Genomic DNA, 14610 nt, shown 5'->3' on the forward strand with positions numbered 1-14610 from the left:
TTCAGACCGCGATTCTGTGATCCGCAAGCCCCGGGCTGCTGACGCGGTAGATACCGATCTCACCTAACAGATTAGGCCATAGCTTACTGGCCCACCCGTGGCGGTGCTGTTGATCCACGGCAAGCCGATCAATGACCTTCGCCTCACGTTCGCGACAAAGTTCTTCAAAGTCTTCGAAGGTGCAGAAGTGGATGTTCGGCGTGTTGTACCAGGTGTACGGCAGGAATTCCGACACCGGCATCCGGCCTTTGCTCGCCAGGTACCAGCGGCAGCGCCAGTGACCGAAATTCGGGAACGTGATGATGCACTGGCGACCGACCCGTAGCATTTCGTCGAGGATCTTGTCCGGGTAATGCACGGCTTGCAGGGCCTGGGTCATCACCACGATGTCGAAGCTGTTGCTGGCGAAGTTGCCCAGGCCCTTGTCCAGGTCCTGTTCGATGACGTTGATGCCCTTGGCCACGCACTCGGCGATGTTGTCCGGGTCGTTTTCCAGGCCGTAGCCGGTGACCTGCTTGTGGTCGCGCAGCCAGGTCAGCAACTCGCCGTCACCGCAGCCGAGGTCGAGCACGCGGCTGCCGGCGGGGATCCATTCCTGGATGATTTCCAGATCAGCTCTCATGGCTTTCTCACAACGTAATGCGGTTCATGTAATTGCCGAACGCCTGCAAGTAGCGCGGGATCGGAATCAGGAAGGCGTCGTGGCCTTGCGGCGCGTCGATTTCCAGGTAGCTGACGTCTTTGCGCGCCGCCATCAGCGCATCCACCAGTTCTCGCGAGCGGGCCGGGGAGAAGCGCCAGTCGGTGGTGAACGACATCACGCAGAACTTGGCTTTTGCACCTTCGAAGGTTTTCGCCAGGTTATCGTTGAAGTTCGCCGCCGGATCGAAGTAGTCCAGCGCCTTGGTCATCAACAGATAGGTGTTGGCATCGAAGCGCCCGGAGAACTCTTCGCCCTGATAGCGCAGGTAGCTTTCGACCTGGAACTCGACGCTGTGGAAGTCGTAGTTGAGCTTTTCGCTCTTCAGGCCGCGACCGAATTTCTCGCCCATGGAGTCGTCGGACAGGTACGTGATGTGCCCGACCATCCGCGCCAGCATCAGGCCGCGCTTGGGGATCACGCCGTGTTCCTGGAACGAGCCGCCGTGGAATTCCGGGTCGGTGAGGATCGCCTGGCGCGCCACTTCGTTGAAGGCGATGTTCTGCGCCGACAGCTTGGGGGCCGAGGCGATGGCCAGGCAGTGGCGAACGCGATCCGGATACGTGATGGTCCATTGCAGCGCCTGCATGCCGCCCAGGCTGCCGCCGATCACCGCCGCCCACTGGCCGATGCCGAGCAGGTCGGCCAGGCGTGCCTGGCTGTGCACCCAGTCTTCCACGGTCAGCACCGGGAAGTCGGCGCCGAACGGCTTGCCGGTTTCCGGATTGAGGCTGCTCGGACCGGTAGAACCATTGCAACCGCCGAGGTTGTTCAGGCTGACCACGAAGAACTTGTTGGTGTCGATCGGTTTGCCGGGGCCGATGCAGCTGTCCCACCAACCGGGCTTGCGGTCGTCGACGCTGTGGTAACCCGCAGCATGGTGGTGGCCGGACAAGGCGTGGCAGATCAGCACGGCGTTGCTCGCTTGCGCGTTCAGCGTGCCGTAGGTTTCGTAGATCAGGTCATAATCGGCCAGCGAACGGCCGCAGGCCAGGGCCAGCGGTTCGCTGAAGTGCGCCGTTTGCGGCGTCACCAGACCAACAGAATCGGGGGGAAAGGCAGCTGGCATCGACCCTGCTCTCGTTGAAATGAGGCGTAAGTCTAAAGACCGGTGGGGTTAGCGGCAAGCAACGATCAGGCCTGATTTGCGCTCGTTCCCACGCTCTGCATGGGAATGCCTCATCGGACGCTCCGCGTCCGCTTCGGCGGGGGACGCGGAGCGTCCCGGGATGCATTCCCACGCGGACGGTTCGACGCCTCGACGTGGGAACGATCAGCGCACTAGTCCGGGCAAGTCCGGCAGCTTTTTCGGTGCGCTGATGCGCACTCGCTTCTGCCGGTTCAGCTCACCACTGAGCAAACTGACCTGGCTCTTGGAAACCCCAAAAGCCTTGGCCAGAAACCCCATCAGGTACGCATTGGCCTTGCCCTCGACCGGCGGCGCGGTCAGGCGGATTTTCAGGCGATCACCGTGCAGCCCGCAGAAATCATCGCTGCGGGCGGCCGGTTGCAGGTGACATTCCAGAATCAGGTCGTCACCGTCCCAGCGAAACCAGCTCACATCAGCAGGCGCAGGATTTCCGGCATCATCGTCATCGCCGCGAGGTTGTTGATCACCAGCATGTCGATCAGCTTCAGCACGAGGAAGGCGAAGATCGGCGACAGGTCCAGACCGCCGAGGTTCGGCAGGATGCGGCGGAACGGCGCCAGGGCCGGTTCACAGATCTGGTTCACCAGCTCGGCGCCCGGATTGTGGCTGCCCGGTGCGACCCAGGACAGGATGATGCTGATGATCATGGCCCAGAAGAAAATCTTCAGGAACAGCGCCGTCACGCCGATCAGCGACCAGATCAACAGTTGCAGCGGGTTACCGGTGGTGCCGTAGGTCAGCAGCAGGGTCAGCGCCATCAGCGCCAGTTGCACGAGGATCGCCAGCACCAGCGACGACATGTCGAGGCCGAACAGGCTCGGGATGATCCGGCGTAGTGGCTTGAGCAGCGGCTGAGTGGCCTTGACCACGAACTGGCACAGCGGGTTGTAGAAGTTCGCCCGCACCAGTTGCAGGACGAAGCGCAGCAGCACGATCAGCAGGTACAGGCTGCCGAGGGTTTGCAGCACATAGACCGCTGCGGTGTTCAATCCAATCATGTAAGGCTCCTTATTTGCCCAGTTGTTCGGCCATTTCGGCCGAGCGGTGCGCGGCGGCGCCGAGTGCTTTTTCCACCAGGGCTTCGAAGCCGCCGGCCTGGAACGATTTGATCGCAGCTTCCGTGGTGCCGGCCGGCGAGGTCACGCGGCGGCGCAGTTCGGCCGCGTCGACGTCGCTGGATACCGCCATGTGCGCGGCGCCCAGCGCGGTCTGCAAGGTCAGCTGCTCGGCGGTTTCCTTCGGCAGGCCGAGTTTGACGCCGGCGGCGGTCATGGCTTCGATCAGCAGGAAGAAGTACGCCGGGCCGGAACCGGAGACAGCGGTGACCGCGTCCAGTTGCTGCTCTTCGTTCAGCCACAGGGCGATGCCCACGGCGGACAGCAGTTCTTCAGCCTGTTGGCGTTGTTCGGCGCTCACTTTGCCTGTGGCGTACAGGCCGCTCACGCCCTGACGCAGCAGCGCCGGGGTGTTCGGCATGCAGCGCACGATCGGCTGCTTGCCGAGCCAGGCCGTCATGCTGGCGCAGGTGATGCCGGCGGCGATGGAGACCACCAGTTGATTCGGTTTCAGGCTTGGGCGAATCGCTTCGCACACAAGCTTCATGGCTTGTGGCTTGACTGCCAGCACGACAACGTCGGCGCCGTCGATGGCCTGGGCGTTGTCGGCGAAGGTTTCGATGCCATGTTCGGCGCTGACTTTGGCGCGGGTTTCTTCACCCGGATCGCTGGCGCGAATCTGTGCAGCTTCCAGACCCTTGGCCCGCAGGCCGCCGATCAGGCTGGCGGCCATGTTGCCGGCACCGATAAAGGCAATACGTGTGTTGCTCATGTCAGGTCCTTATCTGGAAATGGTCAAGATTGGGAATAGTCACGGGCGCCGAACAGGGCCGTACCGATACGGACCCAGGTCGCGCCCTGGGCAATGGCCGACTCGAGGTCGTGGCTCATGCCCATGGAAAGTGTGTCGAGCGGCAGATCGAGGCCGGCCTGCAACTTCTGAACGGCGGCGAATGCCGCGTCCTGCTCGGCGCGATCTTCGGTCGGCTCGGGAATTGCCATCAGCCCGCGCAGCTTCAGGCGCGGCAGGGCGCTGATGGCCTGGGCCAGGGCCGGCAGATCTTGCGGGGTGCAGCCGGACTTGCTGGCTTCACCGCTGACGTTGACCTGAATGCAGATGTTCAGCGGCGGCAGATCCGCCGGGCGTTGTTCGGACAGGCGTTGGGCGATTTTCAGACGATCCACGGAGTGCACCCAGGCGAAATGCTCGGCAATCGAGCGGGTCTTGTTCGACTGAATGGGGCCGATGAAGTGCCAGATCAAGGGCAGGTCGGCCAGTTCGAGCTGTTTGGCCAGGGCTTCCTGCAGGTAGTTCTCGCCAAAGTCGCGCAGGCCGGCGGCATACGCTTCACGCAGGGCTTCGGACGGTTTGGTCTTGCTCACGGCCAGTAGCTGGACGCTGTTTTCATCGCGTCCAGCGGCAACGGTGGCGGCATGAATACGCGAACTAACCTGGAGAATGTTGTCTGCTATCGTGGACATCAAGAGGCGCCAGCGGTCTGAAGGTTCGCGGCATTCTACTGGAATTGAGGGACGCTATGGATATCACTGAACTGCTGGCCTTCAGCGCCAAACAGGGCGCTTCCGACCTGCACCTGTCGGCCGGTCTGCCGCCGATGATCCGCGTGGATGGCGATGTGCGGCGGATCAATCTGCCGGCACTGGATCACAAGCAAGTGCACGAGCTGATCTACGACATCATGAACGACACCCAGCGGGTGGACTTCGAGAAACATCTGGAAACCGACTTTTCCTTCGAAGTCCCCGGGGTGGCGCGCTTTCGGGTCAATGCCTTCAACCAGAACCGGGGCGCCGGGGCGGTGTTCCGGACCATTCCGTCGAAAGTGCTGACCATGGAAGACCTGGCCATGGGCGACGTCTTTCGCAAGATCACCGATGCGCCGCGCGGGCTGGTGCTGGTGACCGGGCCGACCGGCTCCGGCAAGTCGACGACGCTGGCGGCAATGATCGATTACCTCAACACCCATCGCCATCACCACATCCTGACCATTGAAGACCCGATCGAATTTGTCCACGAATCGCGCAAATGCCTGATCAATCAGCGCGAAGTCCATCGCGATACCCGCAGTTTCGCCACCGCATTGCGTTCGGCGCTGCGTGAGGATCCGGACGTGATCCTGGTGGGCGAGATGCGCGATCTGGAAACCATCCGCCTGGCGCTGACCGCCGCCGAGACCGGGCACCTGGTGTTCGGAACGCTGCACACCACCTCGGCAGCCAAGACCATCGACCGTGTCGTGGACGTGTTCCCCGGGGACGAAAAGTCCATGGTGCGCTCGATGCTCTCGGAATCGTTGCTGGCGGTGGTGTCGCAGATGCTGATCAAGAAGATCGGCGGCGGCCGGGTGGCGGCGCACGAGATCATGCTGGGCACGTCGGCGATCCGTAACCTGATCCGCGAGGACAAGGTGGCGCAGATGTATTCGGCGATTCAGACCGGCGGCTCGCTGGGGATGCAGACACTCGACATGTGCCTGAAGGATCTGGTGACCAAGGGCTTGATCAGCCGCGAACATGCACGTGAGAAGGCGCGTACGCCGGATAACTTCTAGGCAAAAAAAATCGCAGCCCGTGGGCTGCGATTTTTTTGTTCTGATCGTTCCCACGCTCTGCGTGGGAATGCAGCCCGGGACGCTCTGCGTCCCTGCCGAAGCGGACGCGGAGCGTCCATTGAGGCATTCCCACGCGGACGGTTCGACGCCTCGACGTGGGAACGATCGGTATGGTGTTAGCGCTGTACGACGCGCATCTGCCCCGATTCTTTCGGCAATACGCGTTTGGCCACCACGTAATGCTTTTCCCAGTACGGCTTGTTCAGTGTGTCGATGCTCACCGCTTTGCCGCGCCGTGGCGCATGGATGAAACGGTCGTTGCCCAGGTAGATGGCAACGTGATTGACCCGACGGCTCTTGATGTTGAAGAAAATCAGGTCGCCCGGCTTCAGGTCCTTGCGTTCGACTTTCTCGCCGTGACCGCTGGCCATGGCGTTCGAGGTGCGTGGCAGGTCGAACGTGGCGTCGTTGAACGCATACTTCACCAGACCGCTGCAGTCGAAGCCTTTACTCGGGCTGCTGCCGCCCCAACGGTATGGCGTACCGAGGACGTTTACCGCGCGACTGAGGACATTACTGCTTTCCTTGGTCGCCATCGGTGGCACCAGCTTGCTGCGGCCGGTGCTGCTCAGCGTGGTGTGCTTGACCTGTTTGCCTTTGTTCGAAGGAGCAGAGGCATGGGATTTAGGGGTGAAACCGTTAACGTTGGGAAGACGTTGCTCACGATTGGTGGCGTGGGCGGCCAGTGGCATTAATAGGCAAATGGTTAGCCATGTCTTGAAAAATGGACGCATTAGGCAGGGCTCTTGGTGTGTTAGCGCGCAACTTTATAACAGCTTTTTTGTCACTTCCGAGGCCGTTGGTCGATTCAATCGGGAGCCAACGGAACCAAATAAGCGGCAAAAAGACGCAATTGTCGGACAGAAGTCCGGTGCTATAAGGCTTCGACGGGACACACGGTAGCATTTGCCATACGTCGGCTACCTGTAAAAAAGTCACAAAGAATTAAAGAATATTTATCTATCGCGTGTATCGAGGTCTTAATGAACGGCTATCAGCTGCCCCGTGTGAAGGAAAAAGACACCCACAGTAAGGTGATCGGTTACCTGTTGTGGATTTTCGGTTTCACAGGCTCCCACCGCTTCTATTACGGGAAGCCAGTGACCGGCACGATCTGGTTTTTCACCTTCGGGTTGTTGGGGATCGGCTGGCTGATCGACGTGTTCCTGATCCCGGCGATGGATCGCGAAGCCGACCTGCGCTTTGCTGCGGGACCGATCGAATACAACGTGGCGTGGATTCTGCTGACATTCCTCGGGGTGTTCGGCGTGCACCGGATGTATCAGGGCAAGTGGATCAGCGGGGTGGTGTACCTGCTGACCGGCGGGTTGTTCTTTCTGGGGGTGCTGTATGACTTCTGGACGCTGAACGATCAGGTGTCGGTGCGTAATGCCGAAGGGCGCGGTGCCTTTCAGTAAGTCATCGCTGGCAAGCCAGCTCCCACAGGTTCTGTGTGTAACCTGGGATTTGTGACTGCACAAATCCCTGTGGGAGCGAGCTTGCTCGCGATTGGGGGCAACTCGGTATCAAGCCTGATGGCTGATCCGGCCATCCACCAAGGTGTAACGCACCACACCCGGCAGGCTATGGCCGAGGAACGGGCAGTTCTCGCCCTTCGATAGCCAGGTTTCGCCGGCAACGGTCGAAGCCTTCGGATCGAACAGCACGATATCCGCCGCGCCACCCACCGCCAGTTTGCCCGCCGGCAGGCGCAGGGCTTCGGCCGGGCCGGTGCTCAGGCGGGCCAGCAGGGTCGGCAGGTCCAGCAGGCCATCCTCGACCAGCGTCATCGCCAGCGGCAGCAACAGCTCGACGCTGCTGATGCCGGGCTCGGTCGCGCCGAACGGTGCCAGTTTGGCATCGCGCTCGTGGGGCTGGTGATGGCTGGAAATCGCCGAGACCACGCCGGACTTCACCGCTTCACGCAGGCCGTCGCGGTCGGCGCGGGTGCGCAGCGGCGGTTGCACGTGATACAGGCTGCTGAAGTCGATCAGCGCTTCGTCCGTCAGGATCAGCTGATACAGGGCGACATCCGCCGTGACTTTCAAACCACGGGCCTGGGCCTGAGCGATCAGGGCCACGCCGCGAGCGCTGGTCAGCTGGCTGAAGTGCGCACGCACGCCGGTCTGTTCGACCAGCAGCAGATCCCGGGCCAAAGCCACGGTTTCAGCGGTTTCCGGAATGCCCGGCAGGCCGAGGAAGCTGGCGGTGGCGCCTTCGTGGGCCAGGCCGCCGTCGGCGAGGTCGTGATCCTGCGAGTTGAAAATCACCGTCAGGTCGAACGTTGCCGCGTAATCCAGCGCCCGGCACAGGGTGCGGGTGTTGCGGAAGCTTTCCAGGCCGTTGCCGAACGCTACGCAACCGGCGTCGCGCAGGGCCACCAGTTCGGCCAGCTGTTCGCCATCCAGACCTTTGCTCAGCGCGCCGATCGGGAACACTTTGGTGTTGCCGGCCTCGCGGGCGCGGTCGAGGATCAGTTCGGCCACGGCCGAGGTGTCGAGCACCGGTCTGGTTTTCGGCGGGCAGCACAGGCTGGTCACGCCGCCGGCCGCTGCGGCGCGGGTTTCGCTGGCAATGGTGCCTTTGCGGCTGTAGCCCGGCTCGCGCAGGGCGACGTTGAGGTCGACCAGCCCCGGAGCGGCCACCAGGCCTGTGGCATCGATGGTTTCGACGGCGGTGAAGCCGGCCGGTGCCGCGCCGAGGGCGACGATCTTGCAGGCTTCAACGTGAATATCGGTGATTTGATCCAGGCCGCTGCTTGGATCGATGACGCGGGCGCCGAGAATGCTGAGCTTCACTGGGCGTTCTCCTGCTCGAATTGGCGCTGGGCAGTCTGTCCGCTCATGGCCATCGACAGCACGGCCATACGGATCGCGATGCCGTAAGTGACTTGATTGAGGATCACCGAGTGCGGGCCGTCGGCCACCGCCGACTCGATCTCCACGCCGCGGTTGATCGGCCCCGGGTGCATGACGATGCAGTCGGGCTTGGCGCCGGCCAGGCGCGCGGTGGTCAGGCCGAACAGGCGGTAGAACTCGCCTTCGCTCGGCAGCAGGCCGCCGGTCATGCGCTCACGCTGCAGGCGCAGCATGATCACCACGTCGACGTCTTTCAGGCCTTCGGTCATGTCGGTGTAGACCTTCACGCCGTATTGCTCGATGCCGATCGGCAGCAGGGTCTTCGGTGCGATCACGCGGATATCCGGGCAGCCGAGGGTCTTCAGGGCGAGCATGTTCGAGCGCGCCACCCGCGAGTGCAGGATGTCGCCGACGATAGCCACCGAGAGGTTTTCGAAGCCACCCTTGTGGCGGCGGATGGTCAGCATGTCGAGCATGCCCTGGGTCGGGTGCGCGTGCCGGCCGTCGCCGCCGTTGATGATCGCCACTTGCGGGCAGACATGTTCGGCGATGAAGTGCGCGGCGCCCGAGTCACCGTGGCGCACGACGAACATGTCGGCGGCCATGGCCTCGAGGTTGCGCAGGGTGTCGAGCAGGGTTTCGCCCTTGCTGGCCGACGAAGTCGACACGTTCAGGGTGATCACGTCCGCCGACAGGCGCTGGGCCGCCAGTTCGAAGGTGGTACGGGTGCGGGTCGAGTTTTCGAAGAACACGTTGCACACGGTCTTGCCGCGCAGCAACGGGACCTTCTTCACGGCCCGGGCGCCGACTTCGAGGAACGAGTCGGCGGTGTCGAGGATTTCCGTCAGCAACTCGCGGCGCAGGCCGTCGAGCGAGAGGAAGTGGCGCAGCTGGCCCTGATCATTGAGCTGCAGCGGGCGCTTGGTATCTAGAGGCGTCATCGCGAGGGGGACTCTCAATAGGGCGGATTAAAGGGCAAGGTCTTGCAGTTCGAGGGCCAGCTCCGGCCCGGACAGCTTGACCCGCTCGTGGGCGGCCAGCGACAGGGTCGCGCCAACCACGTTCGGGCGGATCGGCAGTTCGCCGGCGTCCAGGTCCAGCAGGCAGACCAGCGTCACGCTGGCCGGGCGGCCGTAGTCGAACAGTTCGTTCATGGCGGCGCGGATGGTCCGGCCGCTCATCAGTACGTCGTCGATCAGCACCAGATGCTGGCCTTCGATTTCGAAGGGCAGGGCGGACGGGCGCACTTGCGGATGCAGGCCGTTCTGGCTGAAGTCGTCGCGGTAGAAGGAAACATCCAGCGTGCCCAGTGGCGCATCGCTGCCCAGCTCTGCGAGCAGGGCCTGGGCGACCCAGACGCCGCCGGTGCGGATGCCGATGTAACGCGGTTCGCTGATATTACGCTGGGCAAGGTGCGCCTTGAGGCGGGTCGCCATCTGGCTGATCAGATCGGCGGGATTGGGCAGGCTCATGGTTGCTCCTTCTTGGGGGCGAGCCGGTTCTCGCGAACCGTGGCTCGGGTTGTAACCAAAAGAAAAGCGCCGTAGCGCTTGTCAGGATTCAAATAGTGCGGTGTTTTCGTCGAGCCAGCCTTGCAGCAGCAGGGCGGCGGCGATGGCGTCCACCGGGTTGTCGCGGTAACTGCCTTTCTGTCCGCCGCGCACCAGTCGTTCGCCCTTGGCTTCGAAGGTCGTCAGGCGTTCGTCGTGGGTATAGAAAGGCAGGTTGAAGCGGCCATTGAGGCGCCGGGCGAATTTCTCGGCGCGGGCGCACATCTCGCTGGGCGTACCGTCCATGTTCAGCGGCAGGCCGACCACCACGGCGTCGGGTTTCCATTCCTTAATCAGGGCTTCGACCTGATTCCAGTCCGGTACACCGTTCTGCGCCTTCAAGGTGCACAGTTCGCGGGCCTGGCCGGTAATCACCTGGCCGACCGCCACGCCGATCTGTTTGGTGCCGTAGTCGAAGCCGAGGATCAGGCGCAGGGCCATCAGGCGTGTCCTGCCTGGCTGGTCAGCAGGCTGAGGTTGATCCCCAGGTGCCGGGCCGCCGCTTCCAGGCGCAGTTCACTGCTGGTATTGAACAGGATGTCGGCGTCGTACGGGCAGGTCAGCCAGGCGTTGTCGGCCAGTTCGGCCTCCAGTTGCCCGGCTTCCCAGCCGGCGTAGCCGAGAGTGATCACGCTTTTCGCCGGGCCCACGCCGTCGGCGATGGCGAACAGCACGTCCTGCGAGGTGGACAGGGCCAGATCGCCCTCCAGCTCGACGGTGGCCTGGAATGTCTGGCCGGCCGGGTGCAGGACAAAACCGCGATCAGTCTGCACCGGGCCGCCGATGAAGATCGGCACATGCTGGCACAGCGCTGGCGGATCGATGTCCGGGCGCAATTGTTCGAGGATGTCGGCCAGATTCAGCTCTTGCGGTCGGTTGACCACCAGCCCCATGGCGCCATTGGCCGTGTGCTCGACGATGTAGGTCAAGGTGTGGGCAAAGTTCGGGTCGGCCATGTGTGGCATGGCGATCAGGAAGTGATGCTTGAGGTAGCTGGGGCTGACGTTTTTCATGTGCGCTAGTGTGGCGTTCGGGGGGCGAACTGACAAGCTGGAGCGGGCAAAAGATCGACTCAGTTACTGGACAGCCGGTCGCCCCGGGCGAATTTCCAGGTGCGGATGATTTCCAGTCGGTCGATGTCCGACAGGTCCCCGGTAAACGGTGCGAACGGTGCCGCCAGCCGCACGATGCGTTGCGCCGCTTGATCCAGCAGCGGCTGGCCGGAGGACTCCAGCACCAGCACTTCATACAGCGAGCCATCGCGGTTGATCGAGACCATCAGGCGCAGATTGCCGTAGATCTGCTTGCGCCGGGCTTCGTCGGGGTAATTGAGGTTGCCGATGCGCTCGACCTTCTTGCGCCATTCATCCTTGTACCAGGCGCCCTTGTCGCGCATGGTCGACGCGGCGCTGAGGCGGTGGATACGCGGGCGCTTGGCGTACAGCTGTTGTTCGTTGGCCAGTTCGGCTTCGAGGCTGGCAATGTCGCTGGAGAGCTGCGAGCTGTCGAAGGTCGGGGCGTCGACCGTCGGTTTGGTCTCGGTCCTGGCTTCTTCTTTCTTGGTCGGCGCCTTTTTCGGTTTCGGCGCGACGGTCGTCACTGCTGCTTTGGGTGCGGCTTCCTGCACTTCCGGCTTGGCGGCGGGCGGCGGGGTGACTTTCTTGACTTCGTTTGCCTGGAACGGCGCGACCTCGGTGGTCTTGGGAATCGCCTTCTTGTCGAGGGTGCCGCTGCCTTCCTGGTTTTCCTGGGCGAGGAAATCGGCCTTCGCCGGCTTCTTTTCGCTCTTGAAGGTGGCGAGGGTGATTTCCAGGGTTTTGCTGATCTGCTTGGGCTCGACCATGGTGAAACCCACGCCGAGCAGCAGCGCCAGATGGATCAGCGCCGCGAGAAACAGGGTAAATCCGAGGCGATCGACCGGGCGCACGCCTTTATGGGCGAGTTCAGCGGGCAGATCGGACGGAAGTGTCATTCGAGAAAAACCAACATCGCGTTTTTACGGGCTCGGCATGATAACGCAATGTTGGTTTTTAGCTGCAAGCTTGAAGTCTCAAGCGACAAGCTGCACACCACTGGCTTTAAGCTTGCGGCTTGCGGCTCGACGCTTGCAGCTTGCCTTCGATCGCATCCATCAGCAGGCCGCCGATGTCGGTGCCGAAGGCATTGTCGATTTCGCGGATGCAGGTCGGGCTGGTGACGTTGATTTCGGTCAGGTGCTCGCCGATCACGTCCAGGCCGACGAACAGCAGGCCCTTCGCGCGCAAGGTCGGGCCGACCTGAGCGGCGATCCAGCGATCCTTGTCGGTCAACGGACGGGCTTCGCCACGGCCGCCGGCCGCGAGGTTGCCACGGGTTTCGCCCTGGGCCGGAATCCGCGCCAGGCAGTAATCCACCGGTTCGCCGTCGATCATCAGGATGCGCTTGTCGCCGTCCTTGATCGCCGGCAGGTAGGCCTGGCCCATGATCTGCTGGGCGCCGAGGGCGGTCAGGGTTTCCAGGATCACCGACAGGTTCGGGTCGCCGGCGCGGTGACGGAAGATCGAGGTGCCGCCCATGCCGTCCAGCGGCTTGAGGATCACGTCGCCATGTTTGGCGGCGAACTCACGCAGCACGTCGGCGCGGCGGCTGACCACGGTCGGCGGCGTGCACTGCGGGAACAGCGTGGCGAACAGTTTTTCGTTGCAGTCGCGCAGGCTCTGCGGCTTGTTGACCACCAGCACCCCCGCGGCTTCGGCCTGTTCGAGCAGGTAGGTGGAGTAGACGAACTCCATGTCGAACGGCGGATCCTTGCGCATCAGGATCACGTTCAGGTCGCTCAGCGGCGAATCCTGCTCGGTGCCCAGTTCGAACCATTTTTCCGGGTTGGCGAAGACTTTCAGCGGCTTCATCCGCGCCCGTGCCTGGCCTTCACCCTGGTAAAGGTCTTTCTGTTCCATATAGAACAGTTCCCAGCCGCGCTTTTGCGCCGCCAGCAGCATGGCCAGCGAGCTATCCTTTTTATAGGAAATGCTGGCGATAGGGTCCATGACAATCCCGACGCGAACGCTCATTGGGTTTTCCTCGAAAATTGGCTACCGGATCGGTATGAAAAAAGTGCCGCCAGAGTGGCGCCGGGCGGGTTTTCGGTCAAGGAAAAACCCGTCGATAGATTGCATCTGGAGACTGTGCTAAAAAGGCTGCCATGTCGTGCTGGCCCTTGAACATCAAGGGTTTCCAGCCATTACGCATCGCAAAACGGACAAATTGATTCGCAAAGGCGACGGTAGAGCCCCCTTATGGAACAGCAGTCCAGCGCCTTGAAGGTCATGGTGATCGACGACTCGAAAACGATTCGTCGCACCGCCGAGACCCTGTTGAAAAATGCAGGGTGCGAAGTCATCACCGCGATCGACGGTTTTGACGCCCTGGCGAAGATCGCCGACCACCATCCCGGGATCATCTTCGTCGACATCATGATGCCGCGTCTGGATGGTTATCAGACCTGCGCTTTAATCAAAAACAACAACGCGTTCAAGGGCACGCCGGTGATCATGCTGTCGTCCCGGGACGGGCTGTTCGACAAGGCCAAGGGGCGGATTGTCGGTTCCGATCAATTTTTGACCAAGCCTTTCAGCAAGGAAGAACTGCTCGACGCGATTTCGGCCCATGTTCCGGGCTTCGCTGCCGCTTTGCCGCAGTAAGACACGCACAGAGACGCTCGGCCAGCGGGCCCGGTGTCGACAAGAAAAATGGGGAAGACCATGGCACGTATCCTGATCGTCGACGATTCGCCGACCGAAATGTACAAACTCACCGGCATGCTGGAAAAGCACGGGCACGAAGTGCTGAAAGCCGAAAACGGCGCCGACGGCGTGGCCCTGGCCCGTCAGGAAAAACCCGATGCGGTACTGATGGACATCGTCATGCCCGGCCTCAACGGCTTCCAGGCCACCCGTCAGTTGACCAAGGATGCGGAAACCAGCCACATCCCGGTGATCATCATCACCACCAAGGATCAGGAGACCGACAAGGTCTGGGGCACCCGTCAGGGCGCCAGGGACTACCTGACCAAACCGGTCGACGAAGACACGCTGATCAAGACCCTGAACAACGTGCTGGCCGGTTGATCGCGCCGCCATGAGCGAGTCGCTGACCGCGTTCGAACTGTTGTGGCAGATCGACCAGCGCTGTCGCCTGCTGGCGGCGGACCTGCCGTCGCAACCGGCGCGCCAGGATCGCTGGAGCGGCATCGGCTTTCGTCTGGGCGAGCACTGGTACGTCACGCCGATGGGCGAAGTCAGCGAAGTGCTGCCCGAACTGCGTGTCACCCAGTTGCCGGGCGTCAAGCCGTGGGTCAAGGGCGTGGCCAACCTGCGCGGGCGGCTGCTGCCGGTCATGGACCTGTGCGGTTTTTTCGGCCATGAGCTGTCACCGATGCGCAAGCAGCGGCGGGTATTGGTGGTAGAGCATCAGGACGTGTTTGCCGGTGTGCTGGTCGATGAGGTCTTCGGTCTGCAGCACTTTGATCAGGACAGCTTCGAACCCGTCTCGATCCGTAAACGGCAAGGCTCCAAGGGCGAGTTCGTCAAAGGGTATTTCCGGCGCGAGCAGAACTGGCGGGTGTTCAGCCTGTTTGCGCTGGCGCAGTCACCGAGTTTCATGCACGTCGCGGTTTAACAGGCGAG

General features: G+C 62.3%; 19 protein-coding genes. 5 read left to right on the forward strand and 14 right to left on the reverse strand.

Translation table 11 applies throughout. From position 1 onward, the window contains the following. Nucleotide 1: 1 nt before the first annotated feature. From metW to ACTJK7_RS11020, 6 genes are all read right to left on the reverse strand, one after another. A complete protein-coding gene (metW, locus tag ACTJK7_RS10995; RefSeq protein WP_011336377.1) occupies nt 2-622 on the reverse strand; it encodes a methionine biosynthesis protein MetW in 621 nt (206 codons plus the stop codon). A gap of 7 nt (nt 623-629) precedes the next feature. Continuing rightward, nucleotides 630-1769: a homoserine O-succinyltransferase MetX gene (metX, locus tag ACTJK7_RS11000; RefSeq protein ID WP_011336376.1), complete on the reverse strand. Its 1140-nt coding sequence runs from the start codon at nt 1767-1769 to the stop codon at nt 630-632. A gap of 204 nt (nt 1770-1973) precedes the next feature. Continuing rightward, nucleotides 1974-2261, reverse strand: a complete 288-nt coding sequence (locus ACTJK7_RS11005; protein ID WP_085611977.1) for a DUF167 domain-containing protein — start codon at nt 2259-2261, stop codon at nt 1974-1976. Beyond that, a complete protein-coding gene (locus tag ACTJK7_RS11010; protein ID WP_011336374.1) occupies nt 2258-2848 on the reverse strand; it encodes a YggT family protein in 591 nt (196 codons plus the stop codon). The genes ACTJK7_RS11005 and ACTJK7_RS11010 overlap by 4 nt, the downstream gene beginning before the upstream one ends. A 10-nt stretch (nt 2849-2858) precedes the next feature. Further along, nucleotides 2859-3677 carry a pyrroline-5-carboxylate reductase gene (proC, locus tag ACTJK7_RS11015; protein ID WP_440779518.1) on the reverse strand — a complete coding sequence of 273 codons (819 nt, stop codon included), beginning with the start codon at nt 3675-3677 and terminating at the stop codon, nt 2859-2861. Nucleotides 3678-3700: 23 nt separating this feature from the next. Beyond that, the gene (locus ACTJK7_RS11020; protein WP_236195695.1) at nt 3701-4387 is read right to left on the reverse strand and encodes a YggS family pyridoxal phosphate-dependent enzyme; all 687 of its coding nucleotides are present in this window, start codon (nt 4385-4387) and stop codon (nt 3701-3703) included. 56 nt (nt 4388-4443) lie between these two features. Between ACTJK7_RS11020 and ACTJK7_RS11025 the strand changes: the two genes are divergently transcribed. After that, nucleotides 4444-5478 (forward strand): type IV pilus twitching motility protein PilT, encoded by a 1035-nt coding sequence (locus ACTJK7_RS11025; RefSeq protein WP_440779521.1) that lies wholly within the window; start codon nt 4444-4446, stop codon nt 5476-5478. A 176-nt stretch (nt 5479-5654) separates the two neighbouring features. Here ACTJK7_RS11025 and ACTJK7_RS11030 read toward each other — a convergent pair whose 3' ends face one another. Continuing rightward, nucleotides 5655-6272: a C40 family peptidase gene (locus ACTJK7_RS11030; RefSeq protein WP_108563468.1), complete on the reverse strand. Its 618-nt coding sequence runs from the start codon at nt 6270-6272 to the stop codon at nt 5655-5657. A 249-nt stretch (nt 6273-6521) separates the two neighbouring features. Between ACTJK7_RS11030 and ACTJK7_RS11035 the strand changes: the two genes are divergently transcribed. Continuing rightward, nucleotides 6522-6956: a TM2 domain-containing protein gene (locus tag ACTJK7_RS11035; RefSeq protein WP_323151004.1), complete on the forward strand. Its 435-nt coding sequence runs from the start codon at nt 6522-6524 to the stop codon at nt 6954-6956. 108 nt (nt 6957-7064) lie between these two features. Here ACTJK7_RS11035 and ACTJK7_RS11040 read toward each other — a convergent pair whose 3' ends face one another. The 7 genes from ACTJK7_RS11040 to gshB form a co-directional block, all read right to left on the reverse strand. Further along, nucleotides 7065-8336 (reverse strand): dihydroorotase, encoded by a 1272-nt coding sequence (locus ACTJK7_RS11040; protein ID WP_440779523.1) that lies wholly within the window; start codon nt 8334-8336, stop codon nt 7065-7067. Next, on the reverse strand, nt 8333-9337 hold the full coding sequence (locus tag ACTJK7_RS11045) for an aspartate carbamoyltransferase catalytic subunit (protein WP_007913665.1): 1005 nt from the start codon (nt 9335-9337) through the stop codon (nt 8333-8335). The genes ACTJK7_RS11040 and ACTJK7_RS11045 overlap by 4 nt, the downstream gene beginning before the upstream one ends. Before the next feature lie 27 nt (nt 9338-9364). Further along, entirely contained in the window at nt 9365-9868 is a 504-nt protein-coding gene (gene pyrR / locus ACTJK7_RS11050) for a bifunctional pyr operon transcriptional regulator/uracil phosphoribosyltransferase PyrR (RefSeq protein WP_011336369.1), read from the reverse strand. Nucleotides 9869-9949: 81 nt separating this feature from the next. Then, entirely contained in the window at nt 9950-10387 is a 438-nt protein-coding gene (ruvX, locus tag ACTJK7_RS11055) for a Holliday junction resolvase RuvX (RefSeq protein WP_007953334.1), read from the reverse strand. Further along, complete coding sequence (locus ACTJK7_RS11060; RefSeq protein ID WP_064380103.1) at nt 10387-10959, reverse strand: YqgE/AlgH family protein; 573 nt, start codon at nt 10957-10959, stop codon at nt 10387-10389. The genes ruvX and ACTJK7_RS11060 overlap by 1 nt, the downstream gene beginning before the upstream one ends. 59 nt (nt 10960-11018) lie before the next feature. After that, the gene (locus ACTJK7_RS11065) at nt 11019-11918 is read right to left on the reverse strand and encodes an energy transducer TonB (RefSeq protein WP_039767939.1); all 900 of its coding nucleotides are present in this window, start codon (nt 11916-11918) and stop codon (nt 11019-11021) included. A gap of 106 nt (nt 11919-12024) precedes the next feature. Then, nucleotides 12025-12996: a glutathione synthase gene (gshB, locus tag ACTJK7_RS11070; RefSeq protein WP_085653985.1), complete on the reverse strand. Its 972-nt coding sequence runs from the start codon at nt 12994-12996 to the stop codon at nt 12025-12027. Between the two features lie 225 nt (nt 12997-13221). On the opposite strand from gshB, the gene pilG reads away from it, so the two are divergent. Genes pilG through ACTJK7_RS11085 form a run of 3 tightly spaced genes read left to right on the forward strand, consistent with a single transcriptional unit; the run spans nt 13222 to nt 14602 of the window. After that, nucleotides 13222-13626 carry a twitching motility response regulator PilG gene (pilG, locus tag ACTJK7_RS11075; RefSeq protein ID WP_007953330.1) on the forward strand — a complete coding sequence of 135 codons (405 nt, stop codon included), beginning with the start codon at nt 13222-13224 and terminating at the stop codon, nt 13624-13626. A gap of 60 nt (nt 13627-13686) precedes the next feature. Then, nucleotides 13687-14052, forward strand: coding sequence for a twitching motility response regulator PilH (gene pilH / locus ACTJK7_RS11080; protein WP_011336365.1), 366 nt, complete (start codon nt 13687-13689; stop codon nt 14050-14052). A gap of 10 nt (nt 14053-14062) precedes the next feature. Continuing rightward, the gene (locus ACTJK7_RS11085; protein ID WP_064380107.1) at nt 14063-14602 is read left to right on the forward strand and encodes a chemotaxis protein CheW; all 540 of its coding nucleotides are present in this window, start codon (nt 14063-14065) and stop codon (nt 14600-14602) included. The last annotated feature ends 8 nt before the right edge of the window (nt 14603-14610 follow it).

This window comes from Pseudomonas sp. 22085, assembly GCF_052045815.1.
GTDB classification, from domain to species: Bacteria; Pseudomonadota; Gammaproteobacteria; order Pseudomonadales; family Pseudomonadaceae; genus Aquipseudomonas; species Aquipseudomonas glycinae.

Bases quoted from the DNA above. Each gene is read 5' to 3' on its own strand.
- ACTJK7_RS11065 (WP_039767939.1), bottom strand. From the start codon at position 11,918: ATGACACTTCCGTCCGATCTGCCCGCTGAACTCGCCCATAAAGGCGTG.
- pilG (WP_007953330.1), top strand. From the start codon at position 13,222: ATGGAACAGCAGTCCAGCGCCTTGAAGGTCATGGTGATCGACGACTCG.
- ruvX (WP_007953334.1), bottom strand. From the start codon at position 10,387: ATGGCCCTGCGCCTGATCCTCGGCTTCGACTACGGCACCAAACAGATC.
- ACTJK7_RS11060 (WP_064380103.1), bottom strand. From the start codon at position 10,959: ATGAAAAACGTCAGCCCCAGCTACCTCAAGCATCACTTCCTGATCGCC.
- metX (WP_011336376.1), bottom strand. From the start codon at position 1,769: ATGCCAGCTGCCTTTCCCCCCGATTCTGTTGGTCTGGTGACGCCGCAA.
- proC (WP_440779518.1), bottom strand. From the start codon at position 3,677: ATGAGCAACACACGTATTGCCTTTATCGGTGCCGGCAACATGGCCGCC.
- ACTJK7_RS11085 (WP_064380107.1), top strand. From the start codon at position 14,063: ATGAGCGAGTCGCTGACCGCGTTCGAACTGTTGTGGCAGATCGACCAG.
- pyrR (WP_011336369.1), bottom strand. From the start codon at position 9,868: ATGAGCCTGCCCAATCCCGCCGATCTGATCAGCCAGATGGCGACCCGC.
- ACTJK7_RS11030 (WP_108563468.1), bottom strand. From the start codon at position 6,272: ATGCGTCCATTTTTCAAGACATGGCTAACCATTTGCCTATTAATGCCA.
- ACTJK7_RS11025 (WP_440779521.1), top strand. From the start codon at position 4,444: ATGGATATCACTGAACTGCTGGCCTTCAGCGCCAAACAGGGCGCTTCC.
- gshB (WP_085653985.1), bottom strand. From the start codon at position 12,996: ATGAGCGTTCGCGTCGGGATTGTCATGGACCCTATCGCCAGCATTTCC.
- metW (WP_011336377.1), bottom strand. From the start codon at position 622: ATGAGAGCTGATCTGGAAATCATCCAGGAATGGATCCCCGCCGGCAGC.
- ACTJK7_RS11045 (WP_007913665.1), bottom strand. From the start codon at position 9,337: ATGACGCCTCTAGATACCAAGCGCCCGCTGCAGCTCAATGATCAGGGC.
- ACTJK7_RS11010 (WP_011336374.1), bottom strand. From the start codon at position 2,848: ATGATTGGATTGAACACCGCAGCGGTCTATGTGCTGCAAACCCTCGGC.
- ACTJK7_RS11020 (WP_236195695.1), bottom strand. From the start codon at position 4,387: ATGTCCACGATAGCAGACAACATTCTCCAGGTTAGTTCGCGTATTCAT.
- ACTJK7_RS11035 (WP_323151004.1), top strand. From the start codon at position 6,522: ATGAACGGCTATCAGCTGCCCCGTGTGAAGGAAAAAGACACCCACAGT.
- pilH (WP_011336365.1), top strand. From the start codon at position 13,687: ATGGCACGTATCCTGATCGTCGACGATTCGCCGACCGAAATGTACAAA.